The organism is Thiothrix litoralis (genome assembly GCF_017901135.1).
In the GTDB taxonomy this organism is placed as follows: domain Bacteria; phylum Pseudomonadota; class Gammaproteobacteria; order Thiotrichales; family Thiotrichaceae; genus Thiothrix; species Thiothrix litoralis.
Genome location: NZ_CP072801.1, coordinates 1,217,532 through 1,241,886, shown reverse-complemented (window position 1 = coordinate 1,241,886; position 24,355 = coordinate 1,217,532). Strand labels below are relative to the sequence as shown.

The window sequence follows — 24,355 nt, the reverse complement described above, 5'->3', positions numbered from 1 at the left end:
GAATATGCGTATGCAAGCAAGGTGGCTATCGTGAATGGTTTGGCGTTGAGTGGGTTTGTGGATGGGCAGCGGGCGGCGATGCGGGACAGGCTGGCATTGGCGCAGGAGCGGCGGATTGCGGCGCAGCATCCGTTGGATATTCAGGCGTTGCAGCAACAGAATTATCAGCGGGGTTTGGTTAACCAGCAGACTGAGGCTATGAATCCGCTGACGGTGACGCAGCAGAAGCAGGGGAACTATGCGCGGGATTTGTCGAATCAGCAGACTGAGGCTATGAATCCGCTGACGGTGACGCAGCAGAGGCAGGGGAACTATGCGCGGGATTTGTCGAACTACCAGAATTACCAGTTAAGCCCGTTGCAGGTGGAGCAGCAGAAACAGGGGAACTATGCGCGGGATTTGTCGAATCAGCAGACTGAGGCTATGAATCCGCTGACGGTGACGCAGCAGAGGCAGGGGAACTATGCGCGGGATTTGTCGAACTACCAGAATTACCAGTTAAGCCCGTTGCAGGTGGAGCAGCAGAAACAGGGGAACTATGCGCGGGATTTGTCGAATCAGCAGACTGAGGCTATGAATCCGCTGACGGTGACGCAGCAGAGGCAGGGGAACTATGCGCGGGATTTGTCGAACTACCAGAATTACCAGTTAAGCCCGTTGCAGGTGGAGCAGCAGAAACAGGCGAATGCTAAGCAGGGGTTGGCGTTGCAGTCGGCGCAGCAGTTGGCGCCAACGGAGAATGCGCTGGCGTTGCAGAAGACGCAGGATGATTTGCATGAAAATGCGTTGCAGAATAGTGTTGATCATTACCTGACGACGGGGAATCTTGACCCGTTGAAGCAGTCGATCACAGCGGCTTACGGCGGGAATGTGAAGCTAGATCAAATGCCTGATGGCAGTGTGCAGATTCAGGGGCCGAGTGGGGTAAAGCGTTTTGAGTCGATGGATGCGTTTTTGAAGGTGGTGAAGCCAGTTCAGAGTGAATGGGTAAGTGCTGGTGATGGTTATGCTGTGAATCGGGCGACGGGTGAGGCCAAGCAGTTGTACCAGAAGGCGCAGAAGCCTGCTGAGTTGCCCGTGGATGCACTGACGTTGGATTCGATGACGGAAAACTATTTGAAGGATAAGGGCATTGATCTTCCAAAGAGTGAACTGGGGATGTTGCAGACTGATTTGCAAGCGCGGGCAGAGGGTTTGATGCGGAACGGTGCTGACCCATCAGTAGCTGTGCAGCAGGCTTATCAGTCATTGGAACCTGCTGTTTCCACGAATGAATATAATATGTTCCGTCCGTGGGATAAGGCTAATGCGTATGACCCGTCGAAGGTGGCGTTGTCGGGGAGTGGGGCGGCTGTTCCTGCTGCACCCGCGTCTGCTGTCAATTATTTGAAGCAGAATGATACGCCCTCGGTACGGGCGATGTTCCAGCAGAAGTACGGCTATTTGCCCTAAATACCGCATTAACCATTTAACTCAAGCCCCGGAAGCTACTAGCTTGCCGGGGCTTTTTTTCGTTTGAGGATTCGTTATGAGCAATGTATTCGACCAGTTTGATGAGCAGCCAGTAGAGAAGGCGCAACCGAAGCCAGCTCAGGCTAATGTGTTTGATCAGTTTGATCAGTTTGATCAGTTTGATCAGCAGCCCGTGGCGAGGCCGGAGGCACGTAATTGGGATCCGACGTTGATTGAGTCAATTCAGGGTGTATTTGGGGCAAACAAGGAGAGGGCTACCAATGAAATAGCCATGAAGAAAGTAGCGCAAGATAACGGTATTTCACTGAATCAGGCTTATAAAAGCGTCGGGGGTCATCGCCCCGTGTTGAACCCGGAGGGGCGCAATCCAGCGCTTGCACTAACTGAAGGGGCTAAGGTTGTTGTTGACCAAGCGCCTGATGTTATTCCGGCAATGGGAAATACGGTGTTGCGCTATGCGCGTGGTGGGCGTGATAACGCTCAGGATTCATCGTGGCTTGATCGAGCCATTACCGCCACCGACACGCCACCACCGGCTGATGCTGACCCTAACTATTCTTCCTTGCAGGGCATTGGGTCGTCACTGGGCTATAGCTTAACTTCAATGGGCGCGTCATTAGGTGCGGGTGCGGCTGTAACGCCATTTACTTCGCCCGCTGGCGGTGTTGCTGCGGGGATGGCAGCGTCGGGCGCTGTGGCATTTAATGCTTCAAAAGACCAATTTCTTGATCATTTGCGCGACAAGATGCAAAAAACCAAGGGAGCGCCGCTTACGCAAGAGGAATGGACGGCAGCTCGTGCCAAGTTTATTGGCGAAGCAAGCAGATACGGGGTATGGGAGGCAATACCCGAGGCAGTAGGTAATGCCTTAATGATTAAGGCAGTTAAGCATGGTCTGGTAGGTATGGCGGCTGAACAGGCATCTGAGCATGTCACTGAAACGGTGACAGCACTGGGGCAGAATCAGGCTGAATATAATTCTGGCCTGACCAATGACAAGATGGATGTGGGGGATGCTTGGCGAAGTCATGCGCTGCAAACGGGGTTGATCACTGCCGGAATGGGTGGTGCTGGCTATGCGTATGACAAGTATAAACAGCGGTCAGATAAGAAAAAGCAGGATGGTGTAGGTAATCAGCCACCTGTGGATATGTCGCCTGCTGATCTGCCGGTTGCTGAAGAGCAGCCAGTGCCGCCAGTGGCGGATGTGCAGGCGCAGGCGCAACCACCGGCGCGACAGAATAGCGGCACGGTGAATGCTTCGTTGCCACCAGAGGCGCGGGCGTTGTTGGATACGATTGCGGGTACGGAGTCGCCGGGTTATGACGTGATATATGGGGGTGAGCGATTCAGTGGATACGGTGATCATCCTCGGGTGGCTGTGCCTATTCGGAGTGGGCCAAACAAGGGTAAGACTTCTTCGGCGGCTGGTCGCTATCAATTCCTTGGCAGTACGTGGGATGGCGTTGCGGGTAAGTTGGGCTTGACGGACTTTTCCCCAGCAAGTCAGGATGCGGCTGCGTGGCAGTTGGCACAGGATGATTATCGTGCCAAGACGGGCGGGGATTTGCTGAGTGATTTGCGGGCGGGGAAAACGGGCGATGTTGGTAAGGCGCTGTCGTCTACGTGGACAAGCCTGCCCTCTGGTATTGAGGCGGGGACGAACGTTGATCGGTTTGGCAGTGAATACGGGGCGTTCCTGTCAGGGAAAAAGGCTACGGGTACGACAGCTGGCGGGGTGAGTGGCCAGCAAGCAGCCGCTAGTGATGCCAGTGGAGCGCAGGCGGCGCGGGATGCGGGGCTGTGGCAGCCGATTGAACCCGCTGCGAGTGAGGCGGGGCAGCAGCGGGCTGATGGGCTGTGGGATAGTCCGGCTGACCGGATTGTGGGTGAGCAGGCGGCAAGGGATGCGGCGTTGTGGAACCCGGTGGAAAGCTCGGTGGATGCGTTTGCGCCGTCGCATGTGTTGGCTGATGGTCGGCAGGTGATGGAGTTGCCTGACCCGACGACGGGGGAAAGTTTGTGGGTTGATCAGCAGTTGAATGAGGTTGACCCGATTGGGTTGAAGCCGATTCCTGAGACGGCGTTGGTTAATGTGGGAGGGGTGGAAAATGCGGGTGATGCGGGACGTGCGCCAGTCGTACCAACAGGTGAGAGCGCGGCGGCGGTTAGCGCCGAAGGTATTGCTGATTCGGCGGTGCAATCAGTGGGGCAGGTTGAGAAGCCTCAGTATGATGGGCTGTTTAGTGTGGCTGAGGGGGATGGCGCTAGGTTTCGGGGTGATGATCTGAGCTTTGCGGCGGAGGTGTTGCAGGAGTTGGCGCAATACGATGAGGCGTTTCGTTACCCTATCAGCAAGCAGCGCAGGCTTGAAGATGTGGTGACGGAGGTGGCGCACAATACCCGTTACCTTGGGGAAGATACACGGATTGATGAGGAGAAGATTTCTGGGGCGGATAGCCGCTATATGTTCCAGACGGAGCAGGGTAAGAATTTTTATGTGTATACCCGTGAAGACCGTGGTGATAGAGAGGTGTGGATTGATGTTAGCCGCTTGGGTGAGGGTGATGGTGGTGGCGGCATTTATGCGGCGATTGCCAACTATGCTTACAACAATAAGGCTGAGTTCATTGGAGACCCTGATGGATTGAGTGAGGCGGCTACCATGCGCCGTACACAGCACATGCTGTCTTCTTTTTTGCGGTATGGAACTATTGACCACTTTTCGCCGTCTATTGAGCAGATGATAGGTGATGAGAAGCAGGGGATTCCTGATCTTGATTGGCGTGGCTCAGATGCTGATAGATTAAAATCATTGATAGCGGTATCATTGGCAACATTACACAACCGTTTCCCAGAGATAAGGAATGCACGTTATGATTTCTCAAAAAGACAATTTGTTGACTCAAGGGGAGTGCCCCTTACGGAAGCTGATTTCAGGGAGATCGGAAATACCAGCGGAAGCCGTAGCGCGAGAGCAGGCAGAGATACGTTGCGAAGAGGCATTCTTATCCAGTCCCTTGTATCAGGACAAGAAGGGCAATCGGCAATACTGGAGAGGGTTCTACGCGGGGCGCGTCAACTGCTACAAAGCGGCGGGCTAGATAGGATATTCTCCAAACAAGATGCTAAAAGCCGGACAAGTTCCGGCTTTTCTGCGTCTGGGGTTAGGGCGGAATTGGCGGCGAAGTTGGGTAAGCGGTTGGCGTTGTTGGAGCGTAGCGGGAAGTTGGTGTTGTCGGATAGCCCGCCACGGGATGGGGCGCAGGGTAGTTTTCTGAATGGGGTGGTGACGTTGTACCCACAGAATATTCAGCCAGGGAATGCGTGGGGGGTGTTCCTGCATGAGGCGGGGGAACATGCGGGACTGGCGGCGATGCTGAAGGATAAGTATGCGGTGGTGGTGCAGCACTTTAACCGCTTGCTTGAAAAGGGTAATGCGTATGCGTTACGGGCGGATGAACGGCAAAAAGCTGCAAAAACACCCGCGAAAGATGTTGATTCGGAGCGTTTGGCTTATCTGATTGAGGACTTTACCCGTAACCCGAATCGGCAGGGTTATGGTGCGGCGCGGCTGTTGGTGGCGCGGATTGTGGCAGCAGTGCGGGCGTGGGCGTTTGAGCGCTTGCCTAAGTGGGCTGCACCAGGGCAGTTGACTGAGGCAGATATTCAGGCGTTGGCGGTACGGGCGGCACGGGCTTGGGCGGATGGGAGTGCTACACTCAATCATTCCCCAGTGAGTGAAGGCGGCAAGCTGATGGTGGCTAGGAATGATGCGAAAATTGAATTAGAACCCGCGATGATTGGCAACCCCTTGGGTAGCTTGAATAATCACCCGGATTATCAGGCAGCTAAGCAGGGGGATTCCGCTGCGGCTAGTCGGGTGGCGCGTGATCTTGTTACGGATAAGATGATTGCGGATATTCGGCGGTTGGGTGATGTGCTGGTTATGCCGGTGTTGGCTGAAGAAAGTCAGGGTCGGAATAAGATTCCGTTGGCGGTGGCGCTGGAGATTGAGCGCAGAACGGGTAATGCGGTGGTGCTGGAGGTTATCCAGTCGAAGAAGGTGGGGCGTACTGAGTTGTCGGGGCTTGACCGTATCTTTAATGTGCCGGAGTTTGATGGTCAAATTGCTGAGAATGCAAAGTATTTGTTGGTGGATGATACGCTGACTCAGGGCGGTACGTTTGCGGCGTTGGCTTCGCATATTCAGCAGTCTGGTGGGGTGGTTGCGGGGTCGGTGGCGTTGACCGGAAAACAGTTCAGTGCTACTTTGAAGCCTTCCGATGACATACTTTCTAAGCTCAGAACCAATTATGGGGATATTGAGAATGCGTTCAGAGAAGCCACTGGCTACGGCTTTGCAGCCCTTACCCAAAGCGAAGCCCGCTACCTTGCCAACTTCACGCCTGTTGAGTCCGTTAGAAGCCGAATCCTTGCGGAAAGAGATGCGGCAATCAGCCGACGAAATTCGGGCGCTGCTACGGGCGGCGTAGACCGACAAAACAATCAGCCTGTTGATGACCAAGCCCCTCCTCGTGAGGGGCTTGGTCGTTCTGGGGCTAGCGAAAGCGGGGTGAAGTTTAGTGTGGCTGACCCTAACCCTAAGTGGTCGCCAGATGCTGCGGTGTGGGATGGGGTGGATTTGCCGGATGATAAGGTGGGGTTGAAGCGTGCGAGGGAGTTGATTGATAAGTCGTTGGCGTGGTCGGCGGGTCAGGCGAATGAGGTGGTGAAGAATGGGTTTGCGGGTACGCTGACGTTGCGCCAGTTGGTGGAGGTTGGGGTTGAAAATGGCGTGACGGCTATGCAGGGGTATTTGCGGCGGTTGGATGAGATGCAGGCGGCACGGGCGGGTATGTTGGCGGAGTCGGCGGAGTTGGCGCAGGGCTGGAATGCGTTGCCACGCAAGGTGAAGGTGGCGTTGTCGCATGTGATGCATGAGGCAACACGCTTTGGGGTTGACCCGTCGTTGCCGAAGTATGAGCCGTTGAAGGCGAGTGTGTTGGGTGGGGTTGATCGGATTCGGGAGGATTTGGGGGTTGCGGGGGTGTCGGTGACACAGGCACAGCGACGCACGGCGGTGGAGGTGGCGGCGACAGCGGATGTGGTGGAGCTGGCGCGGAAGCTGAAGGTGGCGCGGCAGATGCGGGTGAGGAAGTTGGCGACGAGTAACGCGAGTGCGGAGACGTTTCGTTTGGCAACTGAGGCGGCTGAGCGGGCGGCTACTGATTGGCGTAATTTGAAGAATGCGTTGATTGAGTCGGAGAAGCGGGCGAAGCATTACCCGGAGTTGGCGCGGAAGTTTGGGAATTTGCCAGATGAGGCGAGGGCGATTTTTACCGGGGCGCGTGATCAGTATGAGGCGCGGTTTAAGCGGGCACAGTTGGCGCTTGAGGCGAATGTGGCGAAGGCGGAAATGGGTGAGTCACAGAAGGCGGCGTTGCTCAGGAAGTTGCGGGCGGAGTTTGAGGCGGCCCGCTTGAATGGGATTTACTTCCCGCTGCACCGGGCGGGGCGCTATTTTGTGAGTGGTAAGCGCCAGCGCACGGATTTGGTGGGTGGTATTACGACGTATATGAAGAAGGCGCAGCCGATTGATACGGTAACAGACCCAACCACAGGGGAGGTGCGCTGGCAGATTCGGGGGGATGGGCGTTATTTTGCGTCTGAGGCTGAGGCTAATCAGGATGCGGGGACGTGGGCGACGGAGGAGCAGGCAAGGGCGTCGGCGAATTCGCGGGCAGATTTGATTGGTAAGCCGTTGGTGGCGGTGCAGGTGGATACTGCTGGTGGTAGTGCGTGGGTGTTGCAGGATGATACCCATGAGCGGGTGTTTTCGATGGTGGATACGGATAAGGAGGCGACCACTCTGAAGAAGGAGTGGACAGAGAAGGGGTTTGAGAATGTGGATTTTGGGGTGCGTAGCGAGAAGAAGACGCAGGATGATTTGGCGGAAATGAGTGCGTTCATGGGTTTGATGAAGACGATGGAGGATTCTGGGCAGAAGGTCGATGACGATATTTATCAGGCGATGTTGCAGTTGTTGCCGGATATGTCGATGCGCAAGAGCCATATTCACCGTAAGGGGACGGCGGGGTATAGCGAGGATGCGCTGAATTCTTTCGCGCATAGCATGATGCATCAGGCGCACCAGATTGCGAAGCTGGAAGCGCGGGATGATTTGGTGGCGATTTTGGATGAGATTGAAACGGAGTCGCGGGGTGTGCCGGAGGCGAATCGTTCGGTGGCGGGGAATCTGCGGGAGGAGATGAAGCTGCGGCATGATTGGGTGCTGAACCCGACTAGCTCGGCATTTGCGACGGGGATGGGTGCGTTTGGCTTTTTTATGTACCTTGGGGTTTCCCCTGCGGCGGCGTTGATTAATACGACACAGACGGCGGTGGTGGCGTACCCGGTGTTGGGGGCTGAGTTTGGGTTTGATAAGGCGGGCAAGGAGTTGTTGCGGGCTGCTGGCCAGTTGAGCGCGAAGGGGTCGTGGACGGATGGGCAGTCGGCTATTCGGGATGGGGCATTGAGCGCGGATGAGGTTGCTGCAATGGCGGAATGGCAGGGGATAGGGTTGGTTGATCGGTCGCAGGCGCTGGCGCTGGCCGGGCTTGGGGATACGGATAATTTGCAGAATTCGGTGACGTATCAGAAGTGGATGGGGAAGGTGGGGCATTTGTTCCAGCGGGCTGAGGTGGTGAACCGGGAGGTGACGGCATTGGCGGCGTATCGGTTGGCGCGGTCGGCGGGTAAGCCACATGAGGTGGCGGTGCTGATGGGGTTTGATATGACGACGATGGCGCATTTTGATTATTCTAATGCGAATCGGGCGCGGGTGATGCAGGCACCGCACATGAAGGTGTTGTTGATGTTTAAGTCGTATAGCCAGCATATGTTGTTTTATTTGCTGAAGAATGCGCGGGATTGGGGTAAGGGGGATGTGAAGGCGCGTGGGCGTTTGTTGGGGTTGTTGGGGGTGACGTTTGTATTGGGTGGGGTGTCGGCGTTGCCGCTGGGCTTTACGGGGTTGGCGTTGGGCGGCATGGTGGCGGGGGGTAAGTTTTCGTCGGGTAAGCGGGTGCAGGGGTATGTGGTGCTGGCAGCGCTGGCGTTGATGGCGGCGGCGATGTGGGGCGATGATGAGGATTGGGTTGAGGAGATGCGCCAGGCGGTGTTGGAGACGGGTGGTGAGGGTATGGAGGCGCTGCTGTTCCGTGGGGTGGTGAATGCTGGCCTTGGGATTGATCTTTCTAGTCGGATTGGGATTGGTGAATTGTTGGTGCGCTCGCCAAATCGGGAGTTGGAGGGTAAGGATTTGGCGTTGCATTATTTGGAGCAGGCGGCTGGCCCCGGTATTGGGTATTTTCTGGGCTTGCCGGTGGCGGGTTCGCTGTTGGCAGATGGGCATGTAGATAGGGCTATGGAGAAGGTTGTGCCTAAGTTTGTGCGTGACCCTCTGGCGGCGCTACGATTTGCAGGTGAGGGCGTGCTGGGGTTGAATGGCGACCCTGTGGTGGAGAGTTTGAATGCGTGGGAATTGTTTTGGAAGGCGAATGGGTTTACGCCGGATAGTGTGACCCAGCAGTATGAGCTGATTGGGTACGATAAGCGCCAGGAGAGCCGGACAGCGCGTAGCCGTCAGCAGGTGATGAATAAGTATTGGCTGGGGAGTTTGCATGGGGATGCTGAGTTGATGGGTGAGGCGATGAGTGAGGCGATGGCGTGGAATGTGGCTAACCCGATGGAGAAGCCAATTGATGGGGGGACATTGCGGCAGAGTTTGAATTCACACCGCCGACATTTGGCGAAGGCGACGGCGCGTATCCAGTAGTTGTTTTTAGATTATGTCACAAATTAGCATCCGGCTAGTTTTTGGATGGCGCGGCGGCGTGTTTGGCGTTGCGCTGGGGTGCTGCCGGTTGCGTGTTCGGCGTAGTGGCGGGTGATTTCGCGCCTTTCAGCCGGGCTGAGCTGGGTGATGATTTGCAGGTGGAGACTGAGGGCGTCGTCAGTGTTGATGGGTGTGCCGTGGCTTTGCCAGTAGCCGGTGTTGGTGCGCACGGGGGCATGGTCGAGGAGCTTTCCGGCGGGTGATTGGGTGATCATGCCGGTGTCGCGGTTGATGGTGAGTTGGTTGTCACGGAACCACCAGCGTCCCCAGTTGTGTAGCCGGGTGCGGATGCTGGCGAGGATGCTGGCGATGAGGTGGCGTTCAAGGGCGTTGACGATTTCAGCAGTCGTATCAGGCAGTAACATGGCTTTGTGGTTATCCTGTTGTTTTATGGCGGCTATTGTTTTGTATTATACTTAGGTTGCTGTAATTTTGTGTTTTTAGGTGGTTTTAATGGCTAAGTTGGTTGTGCCTGAGGGTTATCGTGAAAATGCGCTGGGGCATATGGTGCCGGTTGCGCAGATTCGGGAGCAGGATTTGTTGCGGGATGAGGTGGTGCGGACGTTGGCGCATGATGCGAAGTTGTTGAGCGAGGCACTGCGGGAGTTTAAGGAGCGTGCTATGCAGGATGTGGAGGATTTGGTGCGGGTGGCGGCTGAGAAGTATGGGGCTAAGGTGGGTGGGGATAAGGGGAATCTTTCCCTGGTTAGCTTCGATGGGCAGTTTAAGGTGGTGCGCTCGATGGCGGCGGTGATTACGTTCACGGAGGAGTTGCAGGCGGCGAAGGCGTTGATTGAGGCGTGTATTACGCGGTGGTCGGATGGGGCGGATGCGCGGTTGCAGTCGTTGGTGATGCGGGCGTTTAAGCCGAATACGAAGGGTGAACTCAATACCAAGGCGGTGTTGGGGTTGTTGCGGTTGGAGATGGTGAATTTTGATGGGGAGACGGATGCGGAGTGGGCGGCGGCGATGGATGCGTTGCGGGATTCTATCCAGACAAGCGGGACGACGACGTATTTTAATGTGTATGAGCGGGTGGGTGTGAGCGATAAGTACCGTCATGTGGCGTTGGATTTGGCGGCTGTGGGTTGAGTTGGGCTATCCTGCCCTGCCCTGCTTTGAGCGCCCACAATGGTGGATTCCTCATGAAAATGGCTTTGTAAGTGTATGATTATGATGGTTGAAACGGGGGTATTCCCTGAAAACGATATTGGGTGAAATGCTTGATAATTTGGTGTTTTGCTTTAGACTCATAATCCCTTGGTCCTAGGTTCGAGTCCTAGTGGGCCCACCAAATCCCCCTAAAACATCAAAGGCTTACAGTAATGAATGTGAGCCTTTTTTGTTTCTGGCTTCCGGTAACGGATTTTGCTGCTATGTTGATTATTTTATAAGACGCCCCATGAAAACCAAGTTGATCACCATTTTTGCCCTATCCCTGCTGCTGGGAACCAGTGCCGCGTATGCCAAGGGTACATCATGCAAGTCGTTCAGCAATCAGTCCGCCGCGCAGGATTATTACAACGCCAAGAAAAAAGGCTGGAAAGGTCTGGATCGTGACAAGGACGGCGAAGCGTGCGAATGCTTGCCGGGTGGCTCAAAGTATGAAGAGAGCGTGTGCCGTAGCTGGCGTAAAAAAAACGGAAAATAATTCCCCGCTAAGTTTCGAAGAGAACGATTTTACCCCACTGCGGCAATCGTGATAAGCAGTTCATCCTCTAGTCATACTCGATAATCGGTCTTTATGTAGGTTTGTCATGGCCTGATGCGTATCTTCTGTGGTATGAAAAAGCAGAAGATACATTGCGTAGTCGTTGATCAGAATGTCGAAGTAACAGCTTCACTGGATGCTGCGCTACGCCATGCTGACGTGCTGTTGGAGCTGAAACAGGTGGCATCAGTGCAGCAACTGATCCCGGTGTTGCAAGAGCTTCAGCCGCACCTGCTGTTTTGCCCGCATGAGAAGTCAGCACCGTCTGTCGAGTTGCTGGAAATGCTGCAACGCTATTCGCCTGATACCTTGCTGGTGTGGGTTTCCCGCGATGAATGGCAGGGCTTGACCACTTGGCTGATGGGGGTTGAATCCTGCACGTTGCCCCTGAATGACTTGGAGTATTTCGGGCAGTATATTGATTTCCTGTTGCGTTATTCGGCGATCAAGCAGGATTTCCGCGACTGCAAGCACCTGCTGGGCGTGTCGGAGTTGCGCTGCCATTGGTTGGTAGATTATTCATGGGAGGCGATTGCCTATATTTCCCAAGGGATGCACCTGTACGCCAACAATGCTTACGTGACCCTGTTTGGCTTTGAGGGGATGGCTGAAGTGCGTTCCATGCCGGTTGCCCAACTGGCAGAAGCGGTTGAGCGCAAAACATTTGAGGCCATGAGTAGGGCTGCTGATGTGGGCAGCAAGCCTTCCAACCGTTTGCTGATTACCTTGCGTACTTTGGATGGGGAACGGATGCGGGCTGAAATTCGCTTCATTCCGGCAGTGCTCAAGGGCAAGCGTTGCACCCAATTACATGTGCGTCCACTGGAACGCAATATGCTTAAAGGCGTGTCAATGCGTAAACAGGATAACCCGTGGGAAGCGGCTGAACAGCGCCTTCATGATGCACCTGCCCCGCCTGTCGCACCGGTAGTGGTGTCGGCGGTTGCCAAAGCGGTTGTGCCGCCGCCGATTAGCGGGATGAACATGGTTTTCCACAAATTTCAGCGTTTGCGTGAGAATCTGCCCAACCTGTATATGGCTACCCCCGAGTTTCAGCAGAAAGCCCAACGGCTGGACTATGCCGCCTTGCTTAGACAGTTGGTGACACCTGCTAGCCGTTTTCGTCTAGACTACTGGAATCTGGGGCAAGCAGTGTTGAAACTGTCAGCTCAGGGGAATGAAAAGCCCGGTTATCTGGTTTTTGTGTCAGTGGGCGGGTCGATTCTGAATAATGAAACTGATTTGAAGCGCGTCATCGAATTGCTGAATGCTGCACCTGCCGCCGCAGAGCGGATTGTGTTAGCACTTCAATACCGTGATTGCATGGAGCAAATGGCTGGCCTAAGCAAGGTGATTAAACTGTTCCGGGCAGTAGGCGTCAAACTGGCTATTGACGATTTGCCGGATGAGCCACGGGCATTGAAATTTGTCCAGGTGGTGAAACCTGCGCTGGTATGTCTGGATGTGACGAAAACGCAGCGTTTGCCAGCCTTTGTTGCGCAACTGGCTGAAAGCCGCTGCCCAGTCATCATTCCGGGCATTCAGGACAAAGCTGCCTTGAAAGTCGCGTATTCAACGGCGGCTGCTTATGTGCAGGGTGGTGTTAGAACATAACTATAACTAACAATTATTAAGTGAGCATATTATGTCGGTTAGCACTTTCAGGGCTGCCCTGATTGTTGATGGCGAATATATTTCCGCCTGGCAATACTGGATGCTGGAACGTTTGCTGGCGTCCCGCAGTGTGGTGCTGGTTGGGGTTATTTTTCGTCAGCCTGATGCTTTTTCTTGTCAGCGCAAAATGAATACAGCCTTGTTGAAGGTATTGCAATATTTTGATGGCAAGCTGTTTAAATGCCCAATAACAGCACGAGTTCCCACCAATATTCTTCCCCTGCTGGGTGATGTCACCTTATGCGATGCTGGCAGTAAACGTTATCAGGCATTGTTGGCCGATCAAGGGCTGGACGTGGCGATTGACCTGAGTGGACAGGCACCGTTACCCGAATTATTGAGTGCTGCCAAGTACGGTATATGGCGGTATTTTTACGGTAGCCCCGCATGTTTATCAGACCGTTACGCCAATATTCACGAATACGCCGATCGTCGCGATGAAATCATCTCGGGCGTTGAGCGCTGCATGGCGGGGCAAGATTCACCGGAATGCATTTTTTCCGCCACCACCAGTACCGACATGGCTTCCATTAACCGTGGCGTTGAGCGCACTTTGTGGAAGATGGCAGATTTTATTCCACAGCGTTTGCATGAGCTTGCCCTTGTGGGTGAGGCTGATTTTTTCCGTAATGTCAGGGAGCGTATCCAGCCAGCGGCAAACCCTATCCGGCATTACGCTTCTGCTTCACCCGGCTTGTCCATGACGCTACGGATCTTATTGCGCTATCCCCGGAATTTTCTCAGGAAGTTGTATAACGCCTTATTCCGTAATGAACAGTGGGTGTTAATGACCAAAACGACGGCTAATGCAACCGATGCCGGGGTGCAGGAACATTTCCACAAGTGGATTCCGCCGCGTGACCGTTTTTGGGCTGACCCCTTCGTGCTCGAACACGCTGGTGAGCAGTACATATTTTTTGAGGAACTGGTTTATGCCCGTGGCATTGGGCATCTGGCATGTGTGCGCCTGAATGCGGATGGCTCGCACACTGAGCCGGTAACGATTCTGGAAAAACCGTATCACTTGTCGTATCCCTTTGTGTTTCAACATCAGGGGCAGTATTACCTGATTCCTGAAACGGCAGGCAATCACACGGTGGAAGTGTACCGCTGCGAGGAATTTCCGCACCGCTGGGTTTTCGAGAAAAACCTGATGGAAGGGGTGGAGGCGTATGACGCGACCTTGCTGGAACACGAAGGCCGCTGGTGGATGTTTGCCAGTATGCGCCAGCACCAAAGCTGTTCGCCGAGCGAAGCGCTTTATCTGTTTCATGCTGATGATCCCCTGAGCACCGAATGGCAGGCACACCCGCAGAACCCGGTGGTGGCGAGTGCAGCGCGGGCGCGTCCTGCCGGGCGTATTTTCAGGGAGGCTGGCAACTTGTACCGGCCTTCGCAAAATTGTGCGGGTGTTTACGGTCGCGGCCTGAATGTAAACCTGATCACGCAACTGGATTTACAGACGTATCACGAGGAAATGGTAAGCAGTTATCTACCGGATGGTGAGCATGACATGAATGGTATGCACACGCTGGGTATCGGCATGGGAGTTTCGGTGACGGATGCGGTACACGTACACCGTCGTTTAGGTATATTGGATCGTTGGATGGCGAAATTGACATGACAGTACGCAGAAAAATCGCCTTGGTGGTTTACTCGCTGGGCATGGGGGGCGCTGAAAAAGTGGTGTCTGACCTGTCGTTCCAGTTTGCCAAGCAGCATGATGTGACCCTCATCCTGTTTGATGGTAGCCGCCGGTATTACCCTTATGCCGGGCAATTGATCGACATTCAACGGCCTTCCAAAAATGGTTTTGTACCTAGGCTGTTTAATTTTCTGGATCGTGCTTTCCAGCTTCGGCGTATTTTCAAGCTGAAGCACTTTGATACGATTATCAGCGTGATGGAACACGCCAGTTTTCCTTCTATCTTGGCGAGTCGTTTGACCATTGCAGCCAATCACTGTAACCCGGAGCGGAATTTCAGCCGCTTTGACTGGTTGTTTGCCCGCTGGTTGTTCCCGCGTGCTAAAAAGGTGGTGGCGGTGTCTCAGGACGGGATGCGGATTTTTCAAGAGCATTTGCGCTTGAAAAACCTTGGTTGCTTGTATAACCCGGTCAATTTGCACCGTATCCGTGAGTTGGCGAAAGAACGCCCATCAGTGACGATCGAGGGTCAATATATCGTGGCGGCGGGGCGGCTTAGCCCGGAAAAGAACTTCGTGAGTTTGATTGATGCTTATGCACAATCACAAGCCCACCAAACCTTTAAACTCCTGATTCTGGGCGAAGGGCCGGAACGTGCTGCGCTGGAACAGCATATCGAGGATCATGATCTGAAACAGCAGGTGATCCTGCCCGGTTTTATGCGCAACCCTTACCCTTATATCGCTCATGCGCATTGTTTGGTGCTCTCCAGTTTACACGAAGGTTTTCCGGTGATCCTGATTGAAGCGTTGGGCTTGGGGCGTCCGGTGATTTCAACAGACTGTGAAACCGGGCCGCGCGAAATCATTGTGCAGGGTGAAAATGGTTTGTTAGTGCCTACCCATGATGTGCCCGCCTTGGCAGAAGCGCTGGATCGAGTCTGTCTGGATGCTGATGTACACGCCCATTTTCAACAAAATGCGACACCTTCCGTTGAATATCTCGACATCGAAAAGGTGGCGGAACAATGGCTCGCGCTCTGACCCGCTGGTGTTGTTATGGCTGCCTGCTGCTCAGTTTGGGTGGCTGTTCCCCGGACAAGGCTGTCACGGGTTTGCAGGTAAAGGCCATTGGTGCGCTGGACAGGTTTGCCCCCTTTGAACCCGTGGTGGGTACGGATGCTGTCACGCTGTTTGCTGCCTGCAACGAGTACGAAGGCTTTCAGTTCGTGATTACCGGCGGCACGCAAGGTGCGACGAATGTGCAGGCGAGTGTTTCCCCCTTGCGTAGCGCGGCGGGTGAGGTAATCGACACGGTACAAGTGTTTCGTGAGCGTTACGTCAAGGTCAGTACGCCCTCGCCGCATTCGCCTTACCCGCCGCAGTACTGGCCGGATATTTTGTTGCCTGCTGCGAACCCTGCTAAGAAAATTGCCGCTGCTTACCGCGCATTCCCGCAAAACCTGACGGCGGGCGAAAACTTGCCGGTGTGGGTGGATGTGCAGGTGCCAACAGGTACTAAACCCGGTGTCTATACCGGCAAAGTGCAGGTGAGTGCTGATGGGCAGACATCACTGGAATTGCCAATTACGTTGACGGTGTGGAATTTTACGCTGCCGGAACGTTCCCCTTTGCGCACGGTATTCGGGACGAACGGCTATCGGGTGGCGGAAATTTACGGCTTTGAGCGTACCGGGAAATCGGCGGAAGACAATCGTCTGATTCGTGCTTACAATGATTTCATGCTGGATCATTATTTGACGCCAGAAAGCCTGTGGGATGCATCCCCGGAAGCGGATGCGGAAGGCAAGCCTGATTTCCAGCGCAACTTTGCAGGGCTGGGGACAGTCACGGAAAACATGCGCCATTACATGCAGGATAAACACGCGACCGCTTATACCTATGTGTTTGCGGACAGTTACCCGTTTACAGACCCTTTGGGCAAAGACCGCCAGCGGGCGCAGCAATTCATGCGCGAGTATGCGGCATGGTGTGCGGCAGAAGCCGGGGCTGAGCATTGTTACACGGATCCTTCGTTTGTGGATGAGCCGGATACCCGCGAGGCGTATCAGTATGCGCGGCGCTGGGGCGAGTTTTTCGATGAAGTGCGTTTGCCGAAGGGTGAAAAAATCCGTTTTCAGGTGAGCGAACCGCCGTTAAACGAAAACCCGACTTTGGGCCGTTTGCTGGGGGCTGTGGATGTGTGGATTCCCAAGTTCTACGACCTTTGGCAAGACGTGGATCATTTGGGTAAAAACGTGGTGGGGCAGCGTTTGGCTGCGGGTGAAGAAGTCTGGGCGTATACCGCGCTGGTGCTGGACTTTGATGAATACCGCCAACGCAATCCGCGTGCGGATGTGTTGAAAGGCCATTATCCGCCGGTATGGCAACTGGATTTTCCGGCGATCAATTACCGGATTCCTACCTGGCTATTCCACCGTTACGGGGTAACGGGTTTGGGGTATTGGGACACGCTGGCGTGGGCGAAGGGTACGGATGTGTGGAATGATGCCGCCAGTTTTATCAGCGACAATCCGCCCGGCATTCGTTTCAATGGTGATGGCTTGTTGGTGTATCCGGCGAAACAGGCGCAAGCTGGCTTCGATGGGCCGCTGGCTTCACTGCGTTTGAAGTGGATACGTGAGTCGGTGGAAGATTATGCGTATATCGACCTATTGTTGCAGGCGGGTGAAACGGAATTTGTGCAACAGCAATTAGGGCAAATTGCCCGTCATTTTGGTGACTGGGATAACAACCCGGCATTATTAATGCAAGTCAGGCAGGCGTTGGGTGAACGTCTGGCAAGCCGATGAACAGTATCCGTAGTGCCGCCATTTTTTTCATGATGCTGCTGGCATTTGCCTTGCCGACGGATGGTGCCGTGGAAATCGCTGGCATGTCATTGGTTAAAATCGCCGGTTTGATGGCCTTTGGTTTGGCGGCGGTGCTGATTATGATGGGTAATAGTCTCCATGCCATGCCTGCTTTCCATTCAGCCGTTTTGTTGTATGTGGCGTGGGTAGTGCTGTCTTATACCTGGTCAGAGATGCCGGTTCCGTATGAGACATCGCAGGCAGTGAGTAGTGAGCAGGCATTGAAAAGTAACCTGTATATTTTGATGATCAGTTTGCTGTTATTTCAATTGGTAAATACCCGGCAGGATATGCAGAAACTGTATATTGCGCTGGTACTGGGTTCATTTTGGCTGATTTATTTGATGGTAAAGGATTATCAGATAGGCGGAAATACAGTGCGTCAGGAGATCAAGCAATTCGATGCTAATGAGGTATCCGTCAAACTGGCGATGGTGCTGCCTTTGGCTATTTACTTGGTGACACAAACCAAGCCGTGGTGGTGGCGTTTATTGGGATTGGCTTATATACCGGCAGCGGCTTTTACCATCTTGATCACAGGTTCGCGCACCGGCGCTGTTGTCATGGTGTTAGGTTTGGCAGGATTTTTGCCTACCATTTTGCGTTCCGGGGTGATGGGCAAAGCTGCCAGTGCATTGGTGGTAGTGGTAGCTTTGGTCGGGATTGCCAATGTGATTCCAGCCAAAACCATTGAGCGTATTTTTTCGACCGGCAAAGAAATTTCCAGCGGTACCTTGAATGAGCGTAGCGTAATATGGGCAAATGCGTATGAGGAATGGGAAGAAAGCCCGATTTACGGCCATGGTTTAGGCTCTTTTCGACGGATTATTAATCCATACAATATTGATTATACGGCGCATAACAGTTTTGTGGCGATTACTGCCGAGCAGGGCATTATCGGGACAGTATTGTATTGGGCAGTGATCGTTATTGCGTTTGCATCAGTGTGGCGTTTGTCGGGTGATGAGCGCTGGTTATTATTACTGATGTTGTTGATTATGGTGATCGGACAGATGTCGCTGACGTTGCAGGATCGGATGTATATCTGGTTTGCTTACGCACTGGCTGTCCTGAACCTTTATATTAAAAATAACGTGCAAAAAACCGAAGACATAAACAGGGTATCCATCAAGGTATGAAAAAAATAGCGATCGTCATTGCGGAATTGGCTGCGCCGGGTGGGGCAGAAAAGGTAGCGGTGGATCTTGCCGAGGAGTTTCGCCTACGTGATTATGAGGTGACGGTGGTCAAGTTTGCACGTTTGCCACCGGAGATCACTCGCCATGACGTGCCGGTCAGGATCATTAATCTGGATATTCCCGAACGACCGGGCGGTTTGCTTACGCAGGTTTACATTCTGTTGCAGCGGGCATGGCAATTCCGCAAGCTGTTCCAGCGTGAGCAGTTTGATCATATCTTTTCCTTTCTGGAAGCCGCCAATGTGCCTTGTGCGCTGGCTTGCGCTGATTCGGTGTTATCCGTACACCTTGACCCCAGTACCATGACCCGCAGTGAATGGCTGGCTTTTCGCTGGTTGTATCCCCGCGCCAAACGGGTGATTGCGGTATCGCGTCAGATGCAGGATTTATTGGAAAAGCAGGCGCACCTGAAAAATGTTAACTGCATTTACAACCCGGTGAATACCCGCTTGATCGGCGAAAAAGCCCAGGAAACACTCAGTATTGACGGGCGTTTTATCCTGGCTGTCGGGCGTCTGGAAAAACAGAAGCGTTTTGATTTGCTGATCGAGGCATTTGCACAAAGCAAGGCGCGGCACGATTGTAAGTTGGTTATTGTAGGTCGTGGCAGCCAACAGGTATTATTGGCAGCGCAGATCAAAACGCTGGGGCTGGAAGAGCGGGTGATCATGATTGGTTTTGACCCTAACCCCTACAAGTACATGGCGAAAGCCGAATTTCAGGTAATGAGCAGCGACTACGAAGGCTATCCACTGGTGCTGATTGAAGCCTTGTCGCTGGGATGTCCGATTGTTTCAACGGATTGCCCGACGGGGCCGCGCGAGATTATCCGTCACGGTGAAAACGGTTTGCTGGTGGAAAAAGGCAACGTAGGCGCGATTGCCGCCGGGATTGATGAGCTGTTTTATGACGCTGAGAAACAGGCGCGGATGCGTCAACAGGGCAGGGAGTCAGTGCGTGGCAATGACATTGCTGCTGTCGCTGATGCATGGCTGGCGGCATGAGCGCGGTGATGTATGTACGTTAAACACAGCTTACTGTATTTGTTAGCAAAACTGGCTCCCGCCTTGGCGAGTTTCGTGGTGTTGGCGGCCTATACGCGCTGGATGTCGGCAGAGGAATACGGTGTTTTCACCACCATTCTGGTGGTGGCATCGAGCGTTAGCCTGTTTGCGTTTGGCTGGCTGTATGTCGGCATTATGCGCTTCTGGAACAAGCAGGAAGTGACAGCAGGTGCGGTGGAGCAGTTGATCAGCGTATCGGTGTTGACGATTGCCGCGTTTGTGGGTTTGTTGGCGTTGATATTTGCCTTGGTGACTGGGCAGGTGGCTGTCGCGGCGGGATTTTTTGTGGTGTTCCTCAGCTCGGCTTTCTACGAGGCTTATCAGCGGATTAACTCGATTACCCTGAAGGTTAACCACTATGTGTGGGCGGAAGTGACCCGCACTTTGCTGACCATGGGCAGTGGTTTATTGCTGGTCTGGGCAGGTTATTCGTGGCTCGGTGCGATTGGTGGTGTGGTGTTGGGCGTCTTGCTGGTGCTGATGCTTTCCGGGGCATTGTGGCGGCATTTTCGGTTTTCCTGGCGCGGACTGGATAGGGATGTATTGAAATCCCTGTTGGTGTATGGCTTGCCGCTGAGTTTGTCGCTGGTCTTGCTGGAAGTGATTCATACGTCTGACCGGGTGATGATTGGCTGGCTGCTGGGGTATGGGCAAGCGGGTGAATATGCAGTCGCTTATAACCTGCCGTTCCAGATTTTGATGATGATGACCAGTTCGCTGAATCTGGCGGCTTATCCGGTGGTGATTCGCACGCTGGAGCAAGAAGGCCAGCAACAAGCGGAAGCCCGTCTCCAGCAGTATTTTGTGCTGTTGATGGGGGTGTCGATCCCGGCGATTTTTGGGCTGGTGGGGATCGCTGATGCGTTTATCCCGTTACTGGTGGGGGCGGCATTTGTGCCTACCTCTATCAGTTTATTGCCGTGGATTGGTATCGCTATTTTCGCCAACTGTACCTATTTGTTCTATGTGTCCTTGTCGTTCCAGTTGGCAAAGTATACTGCTGGCTCAGTCAAGGTCGTGGGTGTGGCGGCAGTGGTGAATGTGGTGTTGAATCTGGTATTGATCCCTACTTACGGTTTGCTGGGGGCAACGTTGGCGTCGATTGCGGCGTACCTGATTTGTCTGGTGTACGGTTATTATCTGGGCAGGCAGCATTTTGCATTGACCATGCCAGTGCTGGATGTTGGCAAAATCCTGCTGGCGGCTTTGGTCATGTACGGGCTGATGGGGCAATTGCCGGAATCGTTGGTGCATGGCGCATACCGGGTTGCCTTGCAAATCCTGCTGGGTGTTTTGACCTATGCGACGTTGGTCTGGCTGCTGGATATTGGCAATGTGCGCCAATTGCTCAAAGGGAGGCTGGGATGGGCAACATTCTCTATGTCATCACCTCGCTGAGTGTTGGTGGTGCGCAAAAAGCTTTGTTGAATCTGGCAAGCTCGGAATTCAGCAGCGAATACCGCCCGTTTGTGATCTCGCTGGTGGAGGTGAACGGCGTCCAGCAACAGTTTGAACAGGCAGGCATTCCGGTGCATGTGCTGGGTTTGAACCGGCTGAAACAATTGCCGTGGTTGTTGCCGCGCCTGTTTGGTCTGGTACGAACGATTAAACCGAGTGTGATTCACGGCTGGATGCATCATGGCAATGTGTTGGCAACCTTGGCGTGGCTGTTCGCCGGATGCCGCCCTGTACTGCTGTGGGGAATGCACCATACCCCCGAAAAAGCCACACTGGAACGTGCCCAACATGCTTTTATCCTCAAACTTGGGCGTTGGCTGTCGCGCTTCCCGCAGCGGATTGTGTACGTGTCACGCCGCAGTATGCAACGTCATGCCGAACTGGGTTATGTGACCCAACACGCGCAAGTGATCGCCAATGGCATTCCTTTGGGTAAAAACAATCATCGAGCAGAGCAAGCGGCTGCGGTGCGTGAGGAGTTGGGGATTCCTGCTGATGCCATGCTGATCGGCAGCTTGACCCGCTATGTGCCTGAAAAAGACATTCCCAATCTGATGCAGGCTATCCAGCTATTGCAGGAGGCTGGTGCATCCGCGCATTTTCTGCTGGCGGGGGAGGGCATGGATGCAGGTAATCCAGCCCTGCAAGCCTTGCTGGAAAACATTCCCGATAAGGCCAAAGTGCATTTGCTGGGAGTACGCACGGATGCTGCTCGCCTGATTGCGGCACTGGATATTGCTACGCTGTCGTCGCAACGTGAGGCATTTCCGCTGTTTCTGGCAGAAGCGATGGCGGAAGGCGTTCCCTGTGTGGCCACGGATGTGGGCGATATTGCTGAGTTCGTGGCGGATACTGGGTTAATTGTACCCGTCAATGATTCGGTTGCTTTGGCGCAGGCATGGTCGACCTTGTTGCAACAGAGTGTTGCGCAGCGTCAAGTGCTGGGGAAATTGGCGCGGCAGCGGGTAGCGAGCCGTTACAGTCTGGATGCAGTGGTAACGGCTTACCGCCAATTATTGCGGGGTGAAACTTACTCAGTTTCCAGTGAGTAAGGCAATTCCAGCACCTTCACCGCGTAGTCGCCGAAGTGCAAGGGGGTGGTGACTTCGGCAATTTTCATGACCGCGAGTGCTTCCACGTAACCATCCGGGTTGAGGGTGGCGTTGAGGATAGTGCCTGCTTCCGGGTCAGTCGCGCTGCCAAAGTGGGTGCCGACAGCGGGGACGTTGATGCAATGGGGGATACCGATGCGGTACATCTGGCGCTTGCTTTTGCCGAGGTATTTCAGGCGGGCAACGATTTCCTGACCGGGGAAGCAACCTTTACTGAAACTCACGCCGTTGATCAGGTGCATGTTCAGCATTTGCGGAACCCATGCTTCAGCACTGGCTTGCGTAACCATGGGTACGCCGGACATGACGTTGAAGTATTCCCAACTGCTTCGCCCGACACAGGCGGCATTGACGTTGATGCGTTCCCACAGTTTGCGGGCTTCATCTAACTCACCGAGAACTTTGAAGCGTGGAATCGGTGCAGGCTGGCGCATAAGGGTCAGGCCACCGATTTGTAGGGTATCGTAGGCGTTAACGGGCACTTTGCCGAGGATTTCCTTGATGCGTACATCACCATCCGGCGCGGCAAAACCGAAATGCACCAGGCTGGCACTGGCATCTTCCACCGCTACTTTAGAGCGCATCACATACATACGCAGGCGTTTGAGGATGGGTTCGAGCAAATCCCGCGATACGCTCAGGTAGTAAACGCCTTGGCGTTTGGTGATGAAAAAGGTGGCGAGTGTACGGCCTTTGGGGGTGCAATAGGCGCTCAGTTGCGACAGGCTATCGGTGACTTGATTAATGTCGTTGGTCAACTGACCTTGTAAAAAGGTTGTGGCATCTTCGCCGCTGACGCTGATCAAACCGAAGTGTGACAGGTCACAGAGGATGGCACCTTGGGGGGGGATGCGGCGTTCGCGGTCAGGGTTGCCAAAAGAAATGAGTGAATCGCCAGTGAACTCTGCACCGTGATCAATAAGAAAATTTTTCCATTCTGCTTTCATGACAACTCCATTGGTGATTGTGATGCAGGGGCGACACGCTGTTCGCCCCTGCCATAATCTTATTTCTTTTCTTCAGGCTTCGCATCAGCCGGTGCTGGCGCGGCTGCTTCTGCTGCTGGCTTGGCTTCTGCTGCTGGTTTGGCTGTTTCGGCAGGCAAGGTTACTTTGATGTCTGCCTTGGCTTTTAACTCATCCATGTATGCCAGCATTTTTTTCTGTTGGTATTCACGTTCCAGTTGTGGCTTGAGGGTTTCAAGTTCTGGTGGCTTTACGTCACGGCGCTCTTCCAGTTTGATAACGTGCCAGCCGAAATCGGTTTGTACCGGTTCTTTGGTATAAGTGCCCGGTTCCATTTTGGCAACCGCTTCAGCAAAGGGCTTGACCATTGTGCCAGGTTTGAACCAACCCAAGTCACCACCTTGGCTCGCGGATGGGCCATCGGAAGATTTCTTGGCCAGATCAGCAAAGTCGATTTTGTTGTCGAGTTCCTTGATGATGCCTTCGGCTTCTTCCTTGGTTTTCATCAGGATGTGGCGGGCTTTGTATTCAACCTTCTCGCCGCTGGTGCGGTCTTCGTAGGCTTTTTTCAGCTCGTCATCGGTTGGTTTGAACGAGGCGGCTTTTTCCTGAGTCCAAGTGTTCAACACCAGACGGTCAGTCGCATCCTTGATTTTGTCCTTGATTTCCTGACGTTCGGTCAAGCCCGCCTTGTTAGCTTCCTGACGTGCCAGTTCGGTAATGATCAGGTCATTGAGAACAGATTTTTTGTCAACCTGCTGTGCCCCCGGCATACCACCGACCATGCCCATGACGGTGTTTAAGGTGTCTTGCGTAATGGCAGTGCCATTGACGGTTGCGACGGTGACTTTGTTGTCATCAGCGTAAAGACTAGTCGCGATAAGCGTTAACCCAACCAGCCCGGTTGCGATGATATTGTTAGTTTTGAAACGCATTGTGAGATTTTTCCTCTGTCAGTATTCAATAAATCAGGGTAAAACTTTTTTGAAGGGTTTGACGGTCACGTGTTGGTAAACCCCGGCTGCCTTGTAAGGGTCAGCGTCAGCCCAACTTTGTGCCGCTTCCAGTGAGTCGAATTCAGCAATGATGACGCTGCCGCTAAAGCCCGCGTCTCCCGGATCGTTACTATCAATCGCGGGGTTGGGGCCAGCAACAAACAGACGGCCTGCGTCACGCAACGCGTGCAGCCGTTCCAGATGTGCCGGGCGTGCTGCAAGTCGTTGTGCCAGACTGTTTTCAACATCTTCGCCAATAATGACATATAACATGGGGATAGTGTCCT

At 53.9% G+C, this 24,355-nt stretch carries 16 protein-coding genes; 12 read left to right on the top strand and 4 right to left on the bottom strand.

Annotation, left to right across the window (positions count from 1 at the left end; genetic code table 11):
- Positions 1–21: 21 nt before the first annotated feature.
- Both J9253_RS21290 and J9253_RS05835 read left to right on the top strand, forming a co-directional pair.
- On the top strand, positions 22–1,452 hold the full coding sequence (locus J9253_RS21290; protein ID WP_407701788.1) for a hypothetical protein: 1,431 nt from the start codon (positions 22–24) through the stop codon (positions 1,450–1,452).
- 76 nt (positions 1,453–1,528) lie between these two features.
- Positions 1,529–9,313 carry a PLxRFG domain-containing protein gene (locus tag J9253_RS05835; protein ID WP_210223719.1) on the top strand — a complete coding sequence of 2,595 codons (7,785 nt, stop codon included), beginning with the start codon at positions 1,529–1,531 and terminating at the stop codon, positions 9,311–9,313.
- 23 nt (positions 9,314–9,336) lie between these two features.
- Here J9253_RS05835 and J9253_RS05830 read toward each other — a convergent pair whose 3' ends face one another.
- Positions 9,337–9,738 (bottom strand): hypothetical protein, encoded by a 402-nt coding sequence (locus J9253_RS05830; protein ID WP_210223718.1) that lies wholly within the window; start codon positions 9,736–9,738, stop codon positions 9,337–9,339.
- Positions 9,739–9,826: 88 nt separating this feature from the next.
- On the opposite strand from J9253_RS05830, the gene J9253_RS05825 reads away from it, so the two are divergent.
- The 10 genes from J9253_RS05825 to J9253_RS05780 all read left to right on the top strand — a co-directional run bounded on the left by J9253_RS05825 (position 9,827) and on the right by J9253_RS05780 (position 22,048).
- A complete protein-coding gene (locus tag J9253_RS05825) occupies positions 9,827–10,465 on the top strand; it encodes a DUF3164 family protein (protein WP_210223717.1) in 639 nt (212 codons plus the stop codon).
- 310 nt (positions 10,466–10,775) lie between these two features.
- Entirely contained in the window at positions 10,776–11,024 is a 249-nt protein-coding gene (locus tag J9253_RS05820) for an excalibur calcium-binding domain-containing protein (protein WP_210223716.1), read from the top strand.
- A 132-nt stretch (positions 11,025–11,156) separates the two neighbouring features.
- Positions 11,157–12,698, top strand: a complete 1,542-nt coding sequence (locus tag J9253_RS05815) for an EAL domain-containing protein (RefSeq protein WP_210223715.1) — start codon at positions 11,157–11,159, stop codon at positions 12,696–12,698.
- A gap of 31 nt (positions 12,699–12,729) precedes the next feature.
- The gene (locus J9253_RS05810; protein ID WP_210223714.1) at positions 12,730–14,382 is read left to right on the top strand and encodes a glucosamine inositolphosphorylceramide transferase family protein; all 1,653 of its coding nucleotides are present in this window, start codon (positions 12,730–12,732) and stop codon (positions 14,380–14,382) included.
- Positions 14,379–15,446: a glycosyltransferase gene (locus tag J9253_RS05805; protein ID WP_210223713.1), complete on the top strand. Its 1,068-nt coding sequence runs from the start codon at positions 14,379–14,381 to the stop codon at positions 15,444–15,446. Before J9253_RS05810 ends, J9253_RS05805 begins: the two co-directional genes overlap by 4 nt.
- Positions 15,431–17,215: a DUF4091 domain-containing protein gene (locus J9253_RS05800; protein ID WP_210223712.1), complete on the top strand. Its 1,785-nt coding sequence runs from the start codon at positions 15,431–15,433 to the stop codon at positions 17,213–17,215. Before J9253_RS05805 ends, J9253_RS05800 begins: the two co-directional genes overlap by 16 nt.
- Positions 17,212–18,414, top strand: coding sequence for an O-antigen ligase family protein (locus J9253_RS05795; protein WP_210223711.1), 1,203 nt, complete (start codon positions 17,212–17,214; stop codon positions 18,412–18,414). The genes J9253_RS05800 and J9253_RS05795 overlap by 4 nt, the downstream gene beginning before the upstream one ends.
- Positions 18,411–19,478 carry a glycosyltransferase gene (locus J9253_RS05790; RefSeq protein ID WP_210223710.1) on the top strand — a complete coding sequence of 356 codons (1,068 nt, stop codon included), beginning with the start codon at positions 18,411–18,413 and terminating at the stop codon, positions 19,476–19,478. The genes J9253_RS05795 and J9253_RS05790 overlap by 4 nt, the downstream gene beginning before the upstream one ends.
- Positions 19,479–19,490: 12 nt before the next feature.
- Entirely contained in the window at positions 19,491–20,936 is a 1,446-nt protein-coding gene (locus tag J9253_RS05785; protein WP_210223709.1) for an oligosaccharide flippase family protein, read from the top strand.
- A complete protein-coding gene (locus J9253_RS05780) occupies positions 20,903–22,048 on the top strand; it encodes a glycosyltransferase (protein ID WP_210223708.1) in 1,146 nt (381 codons plus the stop codon). Before J9253_RS05785 ends, J9253_RS05780 begins: the two co-directional genes overlap by 34 nt.
- On the opposite strand, the gene ygfZ is transcribed toward J9253_RS05780, so the two are convergent.
- Genes ygfZ through J9253_RS05765 form a run of 3 tightly spaced genes read right to left on the bottom strand, consistent with a single transcriptional unit; the run spans position 22,027 to position 24,341 of the window.
- Positions 22,027–23,055 carry a CAF17-like 4Fe-4S cluster assembly/insertion protein YgfZ gene (gene ygfZ / locus J9253_RS05775; RefSeq protein ID WP_210223707.1) on the bottom strand — a complete coding sequence of 343 codons (1,029 nt, stop codon included), beginning with the start codon at positions 23,053–23,055 and terminating at the stop codon, positions 22,027–22,029. The genes J9253_RS05780 and ygfZ overlap by 22 nt on opposite strands.
- Before the next feature lie 59 nt (positions 23,056–23,114).
- On the bottom strand, positions 23,115–24,008 hold the full coding sequence (locus tag J9253_RS05770; RefSeq protein WP_210223706.1) for a peptidylprolyl isomerase: 894 nt from the start codon (positions 24,006–24,008) through the stop codon (positions 23,115–23,117).
- A 33-nt stretch (positions 24,009–24,041) separates the two neighbouring features.
- Positions 24,042–24,341, bottom strand: coding sequence for a YciI family protein (locus tag J9253_RS05765; RefSeq protein WP_210223705.1), 300 nt, complete (start codon positions 24,339–24,341; stop codon positions 24,042–24,044).
- Positions 24,342–24,355 lie beyond the last annotated feature (14 nt).